The sequence below is a fragment of the Okeanomitos corallinicola TIOX110 genome (assembly GCF_038050375.1).
GTDB lineage: Bacteria > Cyanobacteriota > Cyanobacteriia > Cyanobacteriales > Nostocaceae > Okeanomitos > Okeanomitos corallinicola.
Genome location: NZ_CP150886.1, coordinates 45,605 through 61,695, shown reverse-complemented (window position 1 = coordinate 61,695; position 16,091 = coordinate 45,605). Strand labels below are relative to the sequence as shown.

The 16,091-nt window shown below is 35.9% G+C and carries 18 protein-coding genes; 9 read left to right on the top strand and 9 right to left on the bottom strand.

The features are described from left to right. Positions 1 to 7: 7 nt before the first annotated feature. Positions 8 to 2,299 carry a 1,4-alpha-glucan branching enzyme gene (gene glgB, locus WJM97_RS00305; protein ID WP_353931093.1) on the top strand — a complete coding sequence of 764 codons (2,292 nt, stop codon included), beginning with the start codon at positions 8 to 10 and terminating at the stop codon, positions 2,297 to 2,299. A 175-nt stretch (positions 2,300 to 2,474) separates the two neighbouring features. Here the strand turns inward: glgB and WJM97_RS00300 are convergent, their stop codons facing one another. The 4 genes from WJM97_RS00300 to WJM97_RS00285 form a co-directional block, all read right to left on the bottom strand. Beyond that, complete coding sequence (locus WJM97_RS00300) at positions 2,475 to 3,134, bottom strand: Uma2 family endonuclease (RefSeq protein WP_353931092.1); 660 nt, start codon at positions 3,132 to 3,134, stop codon at positions 2,475 to 2,477. A gap of 119 nt (positions 3,135 to 3,253) precedes the next feature. Then, a complete protein-coding gene (locus WJM97_RS00295; RefSeq protein ID WP_353931091.1) occupies positions 3,254 to 3,577 on the bottom strand; it encodes a type II toxin-antitoxin system RelE/ParE family toxin in 324 nt (107 codons plus the stop codon). Continuing rightward, complete coding sequence (locus WJM97_RS00290; RefSeq protein ID WP_353931090.1) at positions 3,574 to 3,885, bottom strand: type II toxin-antitoxin system Phd/YefM family antitoxin; 312 nt, start codon at positions 3,883 to 3,885, stop codon at positions 3,574 to 3,576. The genes WJM97_RS00295 and WJM97_RS00290 overlap by 4 nt, the downstream gene beginning before the upstream one ends. A gap of 157 nt (positions 3,886 to 4,042) precedes the next feature. After that, the gene (locus tag WJM97_RS00285; RefSeq protein WP_353931089.1) at positions 4,043 to 5,686 is read right to left on the bottom strand and encodes a serine/threonine-protein kinase; all 1,644 of its coding nucleotides are present in this window, start codon (positions 5,684 to 5,686) and stop codon (positions 4,043 to 4,045) included. A gap of 109 nt (positions 5,687 to 5,795) precedes the next feature. On the opposite strand from WJM97_RS00285, the gene WJM97_RS00280 reads away from it, so the two are divergent. Both WJM97_RS00280 and WJM97_RS00275 read left to right on the top strand, forming a co-directional pair. After that, positions 5,796 to 6,077, top strand: coding sequence for a type II toxin-antitoxin system RelE/ParE family toxin (locus tag WJM97_RS00280; protein WP_353931088.1), 282 nt, complete (start codon positions 5,796 to 5,798; stop codon positions 6,075 to 6,077). An 11-nt stretch (positions 6,078 to 6,088) separates the two neighbouring features. After that, the gene (locus WJM97_RS00275; protein ID WP_353931087.1) at positions 6,089 to 6,394 is read left to right on the top strand and encodes a HigA family addiction module antitoxin; all 306 of its coding nucleotides are present in this window, start codon (positions 6,089 to 6,091) and stop codon (positions 6,392 to 6,394) included. Positions 6,395 to 6,454: 60 nt separating this feature from the next. Here the strand turns inward: WJM97_RS00275 and WJM97_RS00270 are convergent, their stop codons facing one another. Together WJM97_RS00270 and WJM97_RS00265 are read right to left on the bottom strand one after the other, a co-directional pair. Then, a complete protein-coding gene (locus WJM97_RS00270) occupies positions 6,455 to 6,829 on the bottom strand; it encodes a hypothetical protein (protein ID WP_353931086.1) in 375 nt (124 codons plus the stop codon). 125 nt (positions 6,830 to 6,954) lie between these two features. Continuing rightward, entirely contained in the window at positions 6,955 to 8,472 is a 1,518-nt protein-coding gene (locus WJM97_RS00265; protein WP_353931085.1) for a CIA30 family protein, read from the bottom strand. Between the two features lie 94 nt (positions 8,473 to 8,566). On the opposite strand from WJM97_RS00265, the gene WJM97_RS00260 reads away from it, so the two are divergent. The 3 genes from WJM97_RS00260 to WJM97_RS00250 are packed head-to-tail and all read left to right on the top strand — an operon-like array spanning position 8,567 to position 10,398. After that, positions 8,567 to 9,073, top strand: a complete 507-nt coding sequence (locus WJM97_RS00260; protein ID WP_353931084.1) for a pyridoxamine 5'-phosphate oxidase family protein — start codon at positions 8,567 to 8,569, stop codon at positions 9,071 to 9,073. A gap of 10 nt (positions 9,074 to 9,083) precedes the next feature. Continuing rightward, on the top strand, positions 9,084 to 9,968 hold the full coding sequence (locus tag WJM97_RS00255; protein WP_353933248.1) for an alpha/beta hydrolase: 885 nt from the start codon (positions 9,084 to 9,086) through the stop codon (positions 9,966 to 9,968). A gap of 40 nt (positions 9,969 to 10,008) precedes the next feature. Next, positions 10,009 to 10,398 carry a GFA family protein gene (locus tag WJM97_RS00250; RefSeq protein WP_353931083.1) on the top strand — a complete coding sequence of 130 codons (390 nt, stop codon included), beginning with the start codon at positions 10,009 to 10,011 and terminating at the stop codon, positions 10,396 to 10,398. A 74-nt stretch (positions 10,399 to 10,472) separates the two neighbouring features. On the opposite strand, the gene WJM97_RS00245 is transcribed toward WJM97_RS00250, so the two are convergent. Then, the gene (locus tag WJM97_RS00245; RefSeq protein WP_353931082.1) at positions 10,473 to 11,117 is read right to left on the bottom strand and encodes a DUF3386 domain-containing protein; all 645 of its coding nucleotides are present in this window, start codon (positions 11,115 to 11,117) and stop codon (positions 10,473 to 10,475) included. Positions 11,118 to 11,220: 103 nt separating this feature from the next. Between WJM97_RS00245 and WJM97_RS00240 the strand changes: the two genes are divergently transcribed. Next, the gene (locus WJM97_RS00240; protein ID WP_353931081.1) at positions 11,221 to 11,889 is read left to right on the top strand and encodes a LuxR C-terminal-related transcriptional regulator; all 669 of its coding nucleotides are present in this window, start codon (positions 11,221 to 11,223) and stop codon (positions 11,887 to 11,889) included. 211 nt (positions 11,890 to 12,100) lie between these two features. Here the strand turns inward: WJM97_RS00240 and WJM97_RS00235 are convergent, their stop codons facing one another. Further along, positions 12,101 to 13,231, bottom strand: coding sequence for an acyltransferase family protein (locus WJM97_RS00235; RefSeq protein ID WP_353931080.1), 1,131 nt, complete (start codon positions 13,229 to 13,231; stop codon positions 12,101 to 12,103). Positions 13,232 to 13,454: 223 nt separating this feature from the next. Here WJM97_RS00235 and WJM97_RS00230 point away from each other — a divergent pair, with 223 nt between their 5' ends. Continuing rightward, positions 13,455 to 13,913, top strand: coding sequence for a peroxiredoxin (locus WJM97_RS00230; protein ID WP_353931079.1), 459 nt, complete (start codon positions 13,455 to 13,457; stop codon positions 13,911 to 13,913). Between the two features lie 67 nt (positions 13,914 to 13,980). On the opposite strand, the gene raiA is transcribed toward WJM97_RS00230, so the two are convergent. Next, positions 13,981 to 14,616, bottom strand: a complete 636-nt coding sequence (gene raiA, locus WJM97_RS00225) for a ribosome-associated translation inhibitor RaiA (RefSeq protein WP_353931078.1) — start codon at positions 14,614 to 14,616, stop codon at positions 13,981 to 13,983. 615 nt (positions 14,617 to 15,231) lie between these two features. Here raiA and lipB point away from each other — a divergent pair. Then, complete coding sequence (lipB, locus tag WJM97_RS00220) at positions 15,232 to 15,927, top strand: lipoyl(octanoyl) transferase LipB (protein ID WP_353931077.1); 696 nt, start codon at positions 15,232 to 15,234, stop codon at positions 15,925 to 15,927. The last annotated feature ends 164 nt before the right edge of the window (positions 15,928 to 16,091 follow it).

Below are 16,091 nucleotides of genomic sequence, written 5' to 3'. Positions count from 1 at the left end.
TAGCTTCATGTCTATTAACACGATCGCCCCTGAACAGGTTAACCGCATCGTTTGGAATCAGCATCACGATCCCTTTGAGGTACTAGGATCACATCGAATAGAACAGGAAGGTAAAAACGTCTGGGCTGTGCGAGCCTACCTACCAAACGCCAGCGCAGCTTATGTAGTAGTTCCAGAAGAACGCAAAGAATACCCGATGACAACGGTGCATGATCCCCATTTTTTTGAATGCACCATAGAAACCGCAGAACTAAGTAACTATCAATTACGGATTAAAGAAGGGGAACATGAGCGTGTCATTTATGACCCTTACGCCTTCCGTTCTCCCCATTTAACCGATTTTGACTTACATTTGTTTGCAGAAGGCAATCATCACCGCATTTACGAAAAACTGGGAGCGCACCTGACAGAAGTAAACGGTGTCAAAGGTGTTTATTTTGCCGTTTGGGCCCCCAATGCTCGTAACGTTTCTATTTTGGCAGACTTCAACCTCTGGGATGGACGTAAACACCAAATGCGGAAAGGACACACTGGTATTTGGGAATTATTTATTCCTGAATTGGGTGTGGGAGAACATTACAAATATGAAATCAAAAATTTTGCAGGCCACATTTACGAAAAATCAGATCCCTACGGTTTCCAGCAAGAACCACGTCCCAAAACAGCATCTATCGTCACCAATTTAGATACCTACAAATGGAACGATGAAAACTGGATGGAAACCAGGAGACATACAGATCCCCTCACCCAACCAGTTTCTGTTTATGAAGTTCATTTAGGTTCTTGGTTACACGCTGCTAGTGAAGAACCAGCGCAGTTACCCAACGGCGAAACCGAACCAGTAGTCATTGTTTCTGAATTAAAACCAGGTGCGCGTTTCCTCACCTATCGGGAATTAGCCGCAAAACTGATTCCCTATGTCAAAGAATTGGGATACACCCACATAGAACTGTTACCTATTGCCGAGCATCCCTTTGATGGTTCTTGGGGTTATCAAGTCACCGGTTACTATGCTCCTACTTCCCGGTTTGGTAGTCCTGAAGATTTCATGTATTTTGTAGACCAATGTCACGAAAATGGTATTGGTGTATTAGTAGATTGGGTTCCTGGACATTTTCCCAAAGATGGTCATGGTTTAGCATTCTTTGATGGTACACATCTTTATGAACACGCTGACCCCCGCAAAGGTGAACATAAGGAATGGGGAACTTTAGTATTTAACTATTCCCGAAATGAAGTTAGAAATTTCCTAGTAGCTAACGCCTTGTTCTGGTTTGATAAATACCACATTGACGGTATTCGAGTTGATGCTGTAGCTTCTATGCTTTATAACGACTATTTCCGTAAAGATGGGGAATGGTTGCCTAACCAGTACGGTGGTAGAGAAAATTTAGAAGCTGCTGATTTTTTACGTCAAGTAAATAGCAGCTTATTTACCTATTTTCCTGGTGTACTTTCGATTGCGGAAGAATCTACTTCCTGGCCGATGGTATCTTGGCCTACCTATACAGGTGGTTTAGGATTTAACCTGAAATGGAACATGGGATGGATGCACGATATGTTGGATTATTTCAGCATGGACCCTTGGTTCCGTCAGTTCCATCAAAACAATATTACTTTTAGTATGTGGTACAACCACAGCGAAAACTTCATGTTGGCATTGTCCCATGATGAGGTTGTACATGGTAAGAGCAATATCATTGGTAAAATGCCCGGTGATACTTGGCAGAAACTCGCCAATATCAGGAATTTATTTACTTATATGTTTGCTCACCCTGGCAAGAAAACCATGTTTATGAGTATGGAGTTTGGCCAGTGGAGTGAGTGGAATGTGTGGTCTGATTTGGAATGGCAATTACATGAGTTTGAACCTCATCAACAGTTAAAGGAATTTTTTAAAGCAATTAATCATCTTTACCGTTCTGAACCTGCTTTGTATACTCAGGATTTTGCACAGGAAGGTTTTGAGTGGATTGATTGCAGCGATAACCGTCACAGTGTAGTTTCTTTTGTCCGTCGTGCTAAGGATTCTGATGAGTTTTTGGTTGTAGTTTGTAATTTTACTCCTCAACCCCATTCTCACTATCGCATTGGTGTACCAGAAAAGGGTTTTTACACCGAGTTATTTAATAGTGATGCACGTCAATATGGCGGTAGTAATATGGGCAATTTAGGTGGTAAATGGACGGAGGATTGGTCTTTACATAATCGTCCTTATTCCTTGGATTTATGTTTACCACCTTTGGGAGTTTTGATTCTCAAATTGGATAAAGAAAAGACTGCGGAAGCGATGCAGTAAGGGTTTGATTTTGTTTCCATAAATCGTTAATTTGTAGGGGTACAGCATTGCTGTATCCTTATTTTTTTATCAGCATTAATCTAGTAGGTTGGGTTGAGAAACGAAACCCAACATTAACATTATTCAATAATAAACCCATATTTCAGTTACACTATCGTTTCAACCAATCTACATTTTAAATTGTATCTGGATCAATATTTAATTCTCGCAATTTTGCAGCTAATTTTTCTGCTCTTTCTTCAGGTGTAGGAACTAGCTTTCCTTCTGATGTAAAATAGCGTAATAAACCCTCATGTATTCCTAAATATAAACCTAATTGATGACTCCAAAGATGTCCTTTTTCATTAGCTTCTAGAGGTTGATATTCCCCATCTAATAAATGAAAACCTGCAAATTCTAATGTATAAGGATCAAACCAAAAATAATCCGGTGTTCTAAATGTATCTTGATAAAGTTGTTTTTTAAATTCTCTATCTGTATTTGCTGTATTTGGGGAGAGAATTTCTAAAATGAAATTAGGATATTTACCCTCTTCTTCCCAAACTACCCAACTTTTACGGGTTTTGCGTTCAGTTCCTAACACAACAAAGAAATCTGGACCACGGAAATATTCTGATTTTTTCTGATTAGGACTATAGTAAATGGTGAGATTTCCAGCAGCATAGAAATCTTTTCTGTCTTTCCATAACCATTTAATACATTTGATTAAGAGCATAATTTGCTCTAGATGTAGTTCTGTTTCCACGGGAGGTTCGTCACTATATAAATCACCAGGGGGAAAAATTACATTTGGGGAGATGTTTTGTTGAGTTTCTAATTCTTGAGCGATGATCATAATGTTGATATGGCTGCAAGTTGTAATTTTTTGATTATAGCATTTTGTCAGAATCACGATGTCTAGGATTTGCAGGATTTTTGTTAGGTTGTGCTATCACTTAACCCAATCTATATTAGTTATTCAGATTCCTCGCTCATCGGTTTTTGAGCAGCGTGTCTCACGAAAATAATCTCAACTTTATCATCAACAATGGTGAAAATAATTCGATAGGCGTTTCGTCCCTTTCCATATATAAATTGTCGTATTTCTTGTTCAAAAAACTCATTTTCAAATGCTAAAGAACAACGATAAGGCATTTTTTCTAGGGATAATATAGATTTATATAATCCCTCTATCCATGTTCTAGCTTTGTGAGGAGAAATATCACTAAACCAGAAATAAGCTTCTTCTATTACTTTTTTTGCTTCTGGTTGGATGATGATTTGATATTTCTCATTCATTGGGGATTGTCTATTTTATTAAACAATTCATTAAAGAAATCTTCGGCTTTTTTACCTTCACCACGCTGCATTTGTTCTAGTCCCAGTTTAATGCCTTTTAAAGTTTCTACTAATTCAGCAGCTTCTAAAAGTTCTTGATAAGATTCTGCATCTTGAACCACTAACTCGGCTTTTCCGTTGACAGTGAGAACTAAGGGGTGTTTTGTTTTTTTAATCTGTTGTAGAAATTCAGTGGTATTACGCTTAAATTCGGTGAGGGAATGTATATCTTTGGCAAGGTTAATCATGAGTGCAAATTTAATTAGCATCTAATTCGATGTTAATTATGATTAGTGATATTTGTCAATTAAATTTTGGTAATTGCTTTGAATGGGTTGGTTATTAAAGCTGTTGGTAAGTATTAAACATATTTAATCTCGTTATCCCGAAAATCCTTAAATCCTGGGTATCCTGATTCTGACATTTTCAGGGCTTGATTAAAGATTCCTCAGACTTACGATATTTAGCAATTAACTTACGTCTTTTTAGGGGTGAATAAAGCAGCATAGAAAGTGCAGATAAACTTGTTCCGGTTAGTGCCAATAAAATAAATGGATTGAGAAAGCCTATTATTATTCCTGCTCCTACACTAGCTCCAAATCCTAGAATAAGTCGCACCTGCATAATTGTAAATGGGTCTTCAGCAGAATCATTTTTTTCCACAACAGCAGATTTCTGAGATGTGGCAACAGACACAAGAGCTAAAATTAGTAAAGACACTAAAGATATAAAACTCATAGTCATAACACCACCCGTCAACACAGAGATAAGCACTATAACGACCAATAACCATATTAAGAATGAAGAAGGATTGCTGATGAAAAAACCTATAATCCAAACCATAACGATAGATGTAAAAACACCTACAGAAAACAGTCTTATTAAACCCCAATAGCTCAGTCCCACATTCTCAATGGGTAAATCTGCTGTCTGTACCTTCACTGTTAAAAGATGACTCTCTGGATAGGAATTACTATATAGTATCAGTTGACGTTTATAATCTTTCTGTGCCATTAAATTCTTAGTATCAATTTGAATACGAAATTCAATATTATTGCGCTTGAACTTGGCAGGTGTCACCGAAATCCAAGCATGATAATCTGGAGTATGTGGAGGATCACTAGGATGAGGTGCAACTTCCCATCTACCTTCTAATAAAGTATCTGGTACAGAGTTTTTAATTGTAATGGGTTGGTTTATTTTTTCCCCTAATTTCTGTGCTTTAAATTCTAGTAATGTTTGACTTAGAGTAACTATTGGAATACGGATGACATCAAGTGGCTTTAGTGATTCTAAAGCTGCTTCTGCATTAGGGAAACGTTCTTTTTGTTTCGGTTGTACCATCTTTTCCAACCAATCTAAAAACCGTAGACTCAATCGGGGTAAAAGATGCCGAAATTTAATTAAATAAGGGTCATCTGCATCTTGCAATTGATCTATTTTTGTTGACTTAATTCCTGTTAATAAACAAACCAAAGTTGCACCCAAAGCATACAAATCTGTAGCCTCTGTGGGTTTAAACATTTGCTCTGGGGGAATAAAACCAGGAGTTCCTTTAAATACACTACTTCCAGCAACTTCTTGACTACCAATACGAGCAAAACCAAAGTCAATTAAATAAACATTGATTTGTTCATCTACTAAAATGTTTTCTGGTTTAATATCTCGATGAATTACCGACGGAATCCGATTTTGTAAATATACCAGAATTTCTAAAACTTTAACTGCAATTTGTTTAATTTCTTCTGGTGAAAAACTGCGAGGTTCTGCTAAATTTGGAGCATCAATATATTCTTGAACTAGACAAAAACCATCAGATGTTTCAAAAGAACTTAAATAACTGGGAATACAAGGATGTTTTAATCCTTTAAGTACCTGTATTTCTCGTTCGTGGGCTTCTAAACCGGACCAATTTGAACCCGCTTGAGCAAAACAAAATTGTTTGATTACTTCTTGTTGCCCTGTGTTAATATTTGTTGCTAACCAAGTAATTCTGCCACCTTCTCTGTTACGCCCTAGTTCTTTAATAACTTGATAACCTTGTGCTTGGAAATCAGGGTAAATGCTCATATTTGAACAGAAGGAAGTATAATATTTGAATTATATTTTAATACATTATGATCAGGAAACCAGTATAATAACAAAACTATACATCACAGAGACAAAATAATTAAAAGTAATGATTGTTTCCTTTGCTTGTAAAGAAACCGAAAAAATATGGCAGGGTGTAAGTTCACGAAAATTACCAGTAGATATCCAAGAACGCGCTTTACGCAAATTGCGACAATTGGAAGCATCAACTAATTTAGATGATCTTCGTATTCCTCCAGGAAATCGCTTAGAAGCTCTGTCTGGTGATAGAATAGGACAATACAGTATTCGTATTACAAAGCAATGGCGAATCTGTTTTATTTGGGAAAATGGCAATGCTTATAATGTAGAAACAGTGGATTACCATTAGGAGAAAATCTCATGGAAAATAACTTACTGCATAATCCCCATGCTGGTGAAATTTTAAAGTATGAATTTTTAGATGAATTAGACATCAGCGAAAATATTTTAGCTAATAATTTAGGTTTACCTCATCCTACTATTCAAGGAATTATTACAGGTAAACTTCCTATGACTGCGGATATAGATTTGCGTCTTTGTCGCTATTTTAGACTTTCGGAAGGATATTTTTTAAGATTGGAAAATGCTTATGAAATTATGGAAGCTAAAAGAAGTTTAGGAGAAATTTTAAATCAAATTACTCCTTATTCTTCACTTGCGACATAAAACAAATATTGGCTGCAATTTATGTCTCGCAGGTAAAAATCTAAAAATGTAGATATATTCTTACTTACCCGACTCCAATTTAACAACCCGATTTGTTAAACCATTTACCTGCTGCTTTAATTCCACAAATAAAGTTGATAATCTGTTAAACATCTTATCTTTTTCTACCTGTGATAAGTTCCTCTGTAAATTTGGTTTTTTAGTAGGAGTTCGGTTAATTCTAGATACTGGAATCTGGGAGTTTTTATTGATTAACAATTCTATTTGATTTAACCGCAATTCTAAACGACGTACATCAGATTCTAGGTTATTAACGCGAAAATCTACCTGTTGTGATATTGCAGGATGGGAAAAAATACTAATTCCTATAATTGTGACTATGATTCCAGTTAGAACTGTAAAAACCAATTTTTTAGCCATTTTTAAATACTTCATAAATATTGACTTTGAAGTTAAATACACAGATACCCAATTTATTTTAAATTTTGGGTATCTATGGAAATAAAAAATTAAACGCAGATTAACGCGGATTAACGCAGATAGACTATGATTTTAGTAACCTAGAAAATGCTAGAATTAACTGGGTCACGTTGTAAGTTAGAAAATTGTTGTTCCCAGTTGATGGAGTTAGTGTTATTTTCTCCTTGTTTGACTTCTAAAGTGATATTTTTAGCTTTTGGTTGTGTAAGGGATTGAATACAGAGTTCAGCGATATCATTACGACTAACTTTACCTCTAATATTATCACCTTGTTCAAAGATTAATTCTTTGCCTCCCTCCTCTTCTGTTAATGCACAAGGTCTAATAATTGTGTAAGGTATTCCACTACTTCTTAAACTATCTTCTCCTCTTAATTTCCAAGTTAAAATCCCTCCTAATTGGTCGTTTAATCTCACTGCTGGGGGTTCTTCATCTAAATTAATTCCTGGTCTTCCTGGACGAGTAACACCGGCAGAACTAACTAACACAAATTGTGGTAAACCTTCACCACCATAAGCTTTAATTGATTCTATTTCTAATCCAAAACTACCAGGTGCAAATTTAGGATTTAATGCACCGTCATATTCAAATTTGCTTAACATTAATTGAAAGGAACAAATTTTACTTTTATCAATCTCTGGACAATCTTTAACGGTTTTTGCTCTAAATACAGGGGTTAAATTTGCAAAGGGTATATTTACATCTATCCAGTTATTAGCTACGGTATCAAAGGAATAACTATAACCTACTCCATCCCAGGTTGATTCGGTTCTTAAAAAGATTTTATAACGTTGTCCATCACCTTTAACTCTTAATCTGACTCCGGTATGACCTAATAAATTAATTGCTGGGTCAAAATTCTTAGTTCTCACAGATGCAAAACCACCAGAGTTTGCAGTGGAAACATTACCTGCAAATAAAGCAGTTTTTTCTAAAATACTGAAATTACTAGAACTTACACCACCCATGACCACATCATCTAATGCACCCCAAATGTTTTTAAGTTGTGATTTTAATTCTGCTGATGGTTGGGTGAAATCAAAAATTACTTTTTCATCGCTGTTTGGTAAATTTCGTCTAGCTGCTTCAACTAGATTTTTGACTCCTTGATATTCTACATTTTCCGGTGTATCTCCAACAATTTCTGGTTGATAAAATTTTACCCCTTGATTATATTTTGCTCTATCTGCTGTGTCTCCTTCTACTGGTTGAACTCGCACTGCTGTACAACAAATTACAGCTTGAATATTACTCATCACTAGGTTATTTAATGTTTCTGGTTTGGTAATATCTCCTACTACCAAATCAACATCATTACCTAAAATTGACCGCGCTTTGTCAATATCTCTGACTAAACAACGGACTTGATAACCTTGTGTTAATAATTTTTTGACTACTCTTTTACCAACTCCACCTGTTGCACCTGCTACTAAAATTAAACCCATAATTTTTCTCCCATTTGGTTGATTTTGATGATCTTGAGAAGGATTTTTTTGAAATATGTTTTGTACCCAATTCAAAGCCGGAAATACTTCAAAGTAGGTGAGGGTTTGAATGAGTCTACATAATTTAGATTGAGGCTGATTATTTTTATTCATGGTCACTACTCATGTTTGATGAATGTATTTTTTATGATTACGGCAATTTTATATTATAATCATATACTAACAGCTAAATAGGAATTTATGGTTTATGAGTCAGTTAGAAAAAATCCAAGCTGAGTATGAAAAATTTTCTCAAGAATTTGCCAGCATTATTATTAGTACGGTAAATGCTCAGGGAATTCCCAATGCTAGTTATACTCCTTTTGTGATGGATGAATCGAAAAATATTTATATTTATGTGAGTGGTTTATCTACTCACACTACTAATATTCAAACTAATCCTGATGTTAGTGTTTTATTTATTGAAGATGAAGGTAAAACGGCTAATATTTTTGCCCGTCGTCGCTTGAGTTTTGATTGTCAAGCAAGTTTAATTGCCAGGGAAACTGAACAATGGCAGCAAATCGTTGATCAATTTCAAGAACGGTTTGGTGATATTATTGATGTGTTACGTAGTTTGGCTGATTTTAGGATTTTTCAACTGACACCAACTCAAGGACGTTTTGTGGTTGGTTTTGGTGCAGCCTATAATATCAGTGGTGATAACCTGAATCAAATTGTGCATTTGAATAAAGATAATATTCCTAATTCATAACTTATATATGATGTTGAAATTCCATCCTCCTGGTTTTGGTCAAAAGGTAATTAATACTTCTTTGGGTACTATGGTTTATTATACCCAAATAGCTAAACCTTGGCATATTGATGATGTGGAAAAATTGCCACCTTTGTTATTTTTACATAATTTTGGTGGTGGTGCTTCTGCTTTTGAATGGTCTAAGGTTTATCCAGCTTTTGCTAATCAATATCGGATTTTAGCACCGGATTTAATTGGTTGGGGAGATTCTGATCATCCAGTTAAAGATTACCAAATTGAAGATTATTTGAATACTATTAGTGAGTTTATTCACAAAAGTTGCAATCAACCTGTAACGGTGGTAGCTTCTTCTTTAACTGCTGCTTTTGTAATTCGTCTTGCTGTTGCTGAACCTGATTTATTTAAGGGTTTGTTTTTGGTTTCTCCTTCTGGTTTTGATGATTTTGGCCAAGGTTCAGGAAGAAGATTACCTTTACCACTAATTAATACACCGTTTTTAGATGATTTAATTTATGGTTTGGGTGCAGAAAATGAAGTTGCTGTGAGTAATTTTTTAAGAAGTTTTCTGTTTGCAAAACCAGAAAGATTAACTCAAGAAATAGTAGAAGCTTATTTAACTTCTGCACAAAAACCTGATGCTAAGTTTGCAGCTTTAGCTTTTTTGAAGGGTGATCTTTATTTTGATTTGAGTTTATATATTCCCCAGTTAACAGTTAATACTGTAATATTTTGGGGTGAGTCAGCGCAGTTTACTAATATTGAGTTAGGAAAAAGATTAGCTAGTTTAAATAAGGATGTAATTAGGAATTTTCAAGGTATACCTGAGACTGGTATTTTACCACATCTGGAAATACCTGGGGTTTTTATTGGGTTGTTATCTCAGTATCTTTAGTTGAACGCGGATGCACGCAGATAAACGCAGATGAAGAAGGATGATAAAAAATATGAAACCTGCAATTTATGAGGGTGGTTGTCACTGTGGTGCGGTGAGATTTCGGGTAGAGGTTGATAACCACAAAGTTGATGATTGTAATTGTTCTATTTGTAGTAAAAAAGGATTTTTACATTTAATTGTTCCCAAGGATAAATTCACTTTGTTACAGGGTGAGGATGTTTTAACAACTTATCAATTTAATACGGGAATTGCTAAACATAAATTTTGTCAAGTTTGTGGAATTCATCCTTTTTATATTCCTCGCAGTCATCCTGACTGTATTGATGTGAATGTCAGATGTTTAGATGGGGATGTGATTGGTAATTTTGAAATTGTGCCATTTGATGGGGCAAATTGGGAGGATAATATTCATAAGTTAGTTGATTAAAAATAAGGGTTTAGCAATGCTAAACCCCTACAGAAATCAGAGATATTTATGATTATTTACTATTCAAAAAAAGCCTAGCCTAGCAATTCTAGATTAGAGAATATAAATTCTTGAATAGAGATATTTCCTTCTGTTTCGGTGCGAATTTCACGACGGTTGAGAATGTAGTAATTGCCTACTTTTTCATATTCATCTGTAAACTCACTGCGGCCACCTTTTTGCTCTCCAGTTTTAGGATCATGATACACAGAATCATAGGTGTGAGATAGATATCCTGCACCAGTTTCGTGAATGCTGAAAGTGTTAATAGTCACAACAACTCCATGAATATGACGATGAACAAGACTAACTACATCATTGCGAACTTTATATTTGTCGCCGGCTGATTTTCCTTCCACAAAAATCTCTACAGCACCGGTTTCATCAGTTTCACCATAGCTAAAACTATTTTCACCGTGGGTTTGTTCAAAACTGCGACGGACGCGGTGAACAGCAATTTCCCAAGTTTGGCTATCAATAGCTTTTTTAGCTGCTTCGTCTTCTACTTCCGTAACTTCCCATTTGAGATTAGCTTCAATACGAACTTTTCCAGTGAACTCCTGGCCTTCATATTTATAAGTAATATCTGCGGTATAACCAGGAAAATTTTCATCCCAAGTATAACGGTTTTGATATGCAGCCCGGAAAAGTTCTTGGGCAGAGATTTGAGTAACTGTCATGATGCTTGTCCTCTGGCTACGAATGATAATAGCTTTTTATCGTTGATAATATTAGGATAGAAGTAATTATCTAAGTTCGCATAGTCCCCAAGTGGGTACTCTTATGACTAAAACACTCCACGCCATTTTTGAAGCGATCGCCAAAATTGATAATGAGCAAGAATTACAACAAGCTCTAATGGATACTATTGGCGAACATTTTGGTGTGCAACATTGGGGTATTTCTTTTCTTGATAGTGAGTTATTAACATCAATAGAAATTCCTGAAATTCCTGCGGTTTGTTTAGAAGCTAACCCCGTTGGTAGCTATGTTTTAGAACGTCATGCACCCACCCATGAACAACTAATTTTATCACCAGAAGACTGGAAGAATTTTTGTACTCGTCACGAACACGTAATGACTGGACCGATAGTTTGTGATGGACATTTGGTAGGTACTTTAAATTTTGCCCGTGATCCTGGTAGTGAACCTTTTAATGCTAATGACTTAGCTGATTTAAGTGCTTTATGTATTCATTTATCTGCCAAAATTGCTACCCTCCGCAGTCAACCTAAACCATCCAAACCTGTTGATTCTCCCCTGACCGCACGGGAGTTAGAAATTGCTGAATTAGTCGCTCAAGGGTTAACAAATGGGGAAATAGCTACGCAACTTTGGATTAGTCAAAATACTGTTAAACAAGCCTTAAAAAGAATGTTTAAAAAGTTGGGAGTTTCTGCTCGTGCGGAAATGGTGGCAAAATTACAGACTCAGGTAATTCGTAATTTCTAGTTTTAATAGCCAAAACATTTACTTATTCACTAGACTTACTATATATAGGAGATGTTTATGACTTTTAAACTCATATCAGCTAAAATGAAAAATTTTAAAAGTTTAGGAGATGTTCATTTAAACTTCCGATGATAAGGTTGATTTTGAATTACAAGAATAAATTGAAAGTAGAATTAGGACAGGCAAGATGCCTATCCCACAGGATTTTAATTTACACTTTAATAAACCACTGTTTCCGATACATTAAAACCGCTACCCCATACCACAATAAAAGGGTAACAACTCCAAATAAAAATGAACCGTTGAAAGTTCCAGCCCAAGATGCAAAGATGTTTTGATAAATCCAATTGTAAATACTAATGGCACTTTCACCTGTACCAATTTTAATTTTGGCGGTAACTTTGATTAACATTACTGAAGCAATAAAAAGAGCGATCGCATTTAATCCCATGATTTCAAATGGTTTACTCCAGCGTTTGATTAATCTCACTTCTATCAATTCATAACAAGCTGCTAATAACATCAAAGCCCAACCACTACTAAATAAAACATAGGAACTTGTCCACAGTTTTTTGTTAATAGGAAATGCTACATCCCAAATAATGCCAATTACTAAAAAACACAAACCAAACAATACTAAATCCATACTTGTTTGTGAATCGGCTTGTTTTCTATCTTTAAGCCATTCTCCAGTAAAATAGCCAATTAAAACGCTAACTGTTGCCGTAATTGTCCCATATAAACTTTCGGGATCTCCCAGAGAATTAAAATCATCCCAAGCATATAAATGTTGTTTAGGAATAATCAATCTATCAATAAAAGCCCCAAAATTACCTTCCCTAGTTAACACTCCCGCACCATATTCAGGAATAGGAATTAATGTCATGGTTAACCAATAAAATATTAGTAATCCCCCGGCTACTATCCATTGACTTTTACGAGGTAATTTCAAAACTATTAAAGATGCAAACAGGTAACTTAAACTAATTCTTTGTAATATTCCCATCACACGAATACTACTAACATCGAAAGTCCAAACGCCTTGATTCCAAAAAACGTTAAGTAATAATCCTAAAAAAAAGAGAATAGCAGCACGGCGAAAAATACGAAAGTAAACCTTTTTAGTTGGTTTATTCTCTGGTGTGTATTTTGAGAGAGAAAAAGTCATTGCTACACCAACAATGAATAGGAAAAATGGAAATACTAAATCTGTAGGTGTACAACCATTCCACGCAGCATGATCTAAAAGAGGGTATTTATCATCTGCAACTCCTACCATATTGACAAGAATCATACCCGCAATAGTGATACCACGAAAAACATCAAGTGAAGTCAGACGCATAATTGAAAGGAAATTTTTTAATAAATCTCTACCCTACACCCGTTGATGTCAGTTATCAAGAAATACAAGAAATATTTATCTAGCAATTATATTTCTCTGTGTTCTCTGTGTCTCTGTGGTTCGTTATTCTCTAAATATTGCATAAATATTGCATAAATTCTTTATCTATGAAGTGACAAGGTAAAATTTTATTAAGTAAAGTTTGAATGTTGAATTTTTGAATATGGCTATAAAAATTGGAGATACCGCACCAGATTTTAATTTACCTGATCAAAACGGTTCTAAGGTCAGTTTGCAAGATTTTCGCAGTAAAAAGGCTGTCGTCCTTTATTTTTATCCCAAAGACGACACCCCTGGATGTACTGCGGAATCTTGCGCTTTTAGAGATCAATATGAAGTCTTCAAAAGTGCTGGTGCAGAGGTAATTGGCGTGAGTGGAGACTCTAGCGACTCTCACCAAAAGTTTGCAACCAAGCACAATTTACCCTTCACACTTTTAAGTGATCAAGGTGATAAAGTCCGCAAGTTATACGGTGCAACTACCGCTTTTGGTTTCATCCCCGGCCGGGTGACATATGTGATTGACCAAAACGGAGTTGTTCAATATGTGTTTGATTCAATGTTGAACTTTAAAGGTCACGTTGAGGAAACCTTGAAACAGTTGCAACAACTAGCTGCGTAGTAATAGGTAATAGGTAATAGGTAATAGGTAATGGGTAAAACTCTTACCTGTCACCTGTCACCTCACTTCAAACACTAGACTTTTCTGATACTGCAACGTTGGCTGTTTTACCGTTTTTACCGTTGGTATGTCCGTTACCATTACGGGGTTGAATCACTCCATAACCACCGTGGTTGCGTTCGTAAATAACGTTAATTTCTCCACTATCGGCGTTACGGAACATATAAAAGTCATGGCCTACCAGTTGTAGTTGCTCTTGTGCTTCTGCAACTGTCATAGGTGGCATAGAAAAATACTTAGTTCTGACTACTTCTCCTGGTAGTTCGGGGGTGCGATCGCCTATTAAATCTTCTACAGGTTCGGGAATAACTGCCCCATTTGTTGGTATAGGCTGGGTTTTGTGTTCTTGTCGTTTTTCTTTGTATTTACGCAGTTGACGAGCTATTTTATCTGCTACTAAGTCAATACTTGCATATAAGTTCTCGCTGCTTTCCTCCGCACGGATGATGTTACCATTTGCATAAATAGTTACCTCAGCCGCTTGTCTCGTGCTAATTCGCGGATTGCGAGCTACGCTCAAATGCACATCAACTTCGTTTGTTATGTTCTGAAAGTGATTAACGGCTTTCTCAATCTTTTGATGCACATATTCGCGGATAGCATCAGTAATTTCAATATTTTTACCGTGAATGACAAGCTTCATGTAAACTCTCCCGCTCTATATTTGGTGTGATGTGAATGTGTTTGTGTGAACAGAGTTTGCGGTAAGTTCTATCAGTGCCGCCAATACAAATTTTGAAATGGTTTGAATTTACGGCTTTTGTATTTCCTGTTAAGTTCCTGCATCTTTATTATAACTACCTCTAGCCTTGATTTAGCTTGTTAATCTCTGTGCTGGTGTCTAAGTTATCCCAGACAATCGGTTTTCAAAAGAAGTATCTGAAAATCAGTCTTAGTTGTCTTATTTATCTGAGTGAGAGCAAACTTGACGAATCTAGAAGTAATTGCTCTGATTCTTCTGTGATCGGCTCGCTGTATATGTGTGTATATAATTGCCAGCCTGAGTAGAAGCTTTTCTCCTGATAGATGTAAACAACTTCTGAAAATGCCATCAGCCATTCCATTTATTCCTATTGTTATGGCTGGCTGCTCCTTGCAGATAATTCCTCCCAACACCATTGAGGTTATATATTCAAACTAGCACTTTGTTGTTCCTAAAGTATATTTCCTTGATGTTCCTTTGCATTGCTTGACATTTGTTGACTTTATTCTTGCTTTTGTTAAAAAAACTTGCTCATTTACCCTATTGATTTTGAGAATGATTCGTAGTATGCAACTCCAACAACACCGCTGTCTTTTATATCAAATCGGGTTAGTAGCTTATTTAGATGCTCTGGCATGGCAGCGATCGCTACTTACCGAACGTATCCAAAACCCTGATTTAGATGATGTACTCATCTTGTTGGAACATCCCCCTGTTTACACATTGGGACAAGGGGCAAACTTAGAATTTCTCAAATTTGATCTTGACAAAAGTGACTATGATGTGCATCGAATTGAACGAGGTGGAGAAGTTACCTATCACTGTCCAGGACAAATTGTTGGGTATCCAATTTTAAATCTGCGTCGTTATCGTCAAGACTTGCATTGGTATTTGCGCCAACTTGAGGAAGTATTAATTCGTGTTTTAGCAAATTATGATTTACATGGGGAACGTATTCCCGGATTAACTGGTGTGTGGTTAGAAGGACGCAAAGTTGCAGCCATCGGTATTAAAGTCAGTCGTTGGGTGACAATGCACGGTTTTTCCTTAAATGTTTGTCCTGATCTGTCAGGTTTTGAGCGCATTGTACCCTGTGGGATCACTGATAAAGCTGTTGGTAGTTTAGCCGAATGGATTCCTGGTATCAAATGTTTAGAAGTATATTCTTGTATAGGAAAATGCTTTGCTGAGGTGTTTGCAGTAGAATATGTCTATTCTTACGTAGAATTACCAGATTTTACAGTTTATTAACCCGCAAAAAGCTGTATATTTAATTCTAGAAATTTCTTAGCAAAACTACATAAATATTCTGAGTGAATTATGATCTACATCACATTATCATCAGAGTATTCAGGGTAATATATTCTTGGTTTATTAATAGATATGCCCATTTAGTACAAAATTCAACTAAAGCC

Coding starts and splice junctions, on each gene's coding strand:
- glgB (WP_353931093.1), top strand. CDS start 8: ATGTCTATTAACACGATCGCCCCTGAACAGGTTAACCGCATCGTTTGG.
- WJM97_RS00300 (WP_353931092.1), bottom strand. CDS start 3,134: ATGATCATCGCTCAAGAATTAGAAACTCAACAAAACATCTCCCCAAAT.
- WJM97_RS00295 (WP_353931091.1), bottom strand. CDS start 3,577: ATGAATGAGAAATATCAAATCATCATCCAACCAGAAGCAAAAAAAGTA.
- WJM97_RS00290 (WP_353931090.1), bottom strand. CDS start 3,885: ATGCTAATTAAATTTGCACTCATGATTAACCTTGCCAAAGATATACAT.
- WJM97_RS00285 (WP_353931089.1), bottom strand. CDS start 5,686: ATGAGCATTTACCCTGATTTCCAAGCACAAGGTTATCAAGTTATTAAA.
- WJM97_RS00280 (WP_353931088.1), top strand. CDS start 5,796: ATGATTGTTTCCTTTGCTTGTAAAGAAACCGAAAAAATATGGCAGGGT.
- WJM97_RS00275 (WP_353931087.1), top strand. CDS start 6,089: ATGGAAAATAACTTACTGCATAATCCCCATGCTGGTGAAATTTTAAAG.
- WJM97_RS00270 (WP_353931086.1), bottom strand. CDS start 6,829: ATGAAGTATTTAAAAATGGCTAAAAAATTGGTTTTTACAGTTCTAACT.
- WJM97_RS00265 (WP_353931085.1), bottom strand. CDS start 8,472: ATGAATAAAAATAATCAGCCTCAATCTAAATTATGTAGACTCATTCAA.
- WJM97_RS00260 (WP_353931084.1), top strand. CDS start 8,567: ATGAGTCAGTTAGAAAAAATCCAAGCTGAGTATGAAAAATTTTCTCAA.
- WJM97_RS00255 (WP_353933248.1), top strand. CDS start 9,084: ATGTTGAAATTCCATCCTCCTGGTTTTGGTCAAAAGGTAATTAATACT.
- WJM97_RS00250 (WP_353931083.1), top strand. CDS start 10,009: ATGATAAAAAATATGAAACCTGCAATTTATGAGGGTGGTTGTCACTGT.
- WJM97_RS00245 (WP_353931082.1), bottom strand. CDS start 11,117: ATGACAGTTACTCAAATCTCTGCCCAAGAACTTTTCCGGGCTGCATAT.
- WJM97_RS00240 (WP_353931081.1), top strand. CDS start 11,221: ATGACTAAAACACTCCACGCCATTTTTGAAGCGATCGCCAAAATTGAT.
- WJM97_RS00235 (WP_353931080.1), bottom strand. CDS start 13,231: ATGCGTCTGACTTCACTTGATGTTTTTCGTGGTATCACTATTGCGGGT.
- WJM97_RS00230 (WP_353931079.1), top strand. CDS start 13,455: ATGGCTATAAAAATTGGAGATACCGCACCAGATTTTAATTTACCTGAT.
- raiA (WP_353931078.1), bottom strand. CDS start 14,616: ATGAAGCTTGTCATTCACGGTAAAAATATTGAAATTACTGATGCTATC.
- lipB (WP_353931077.1), top strand. CDS start 15,232: ATGATTCGTAGTATGCAACTCCAACAACACCGCTGTCTTTTATATCAA.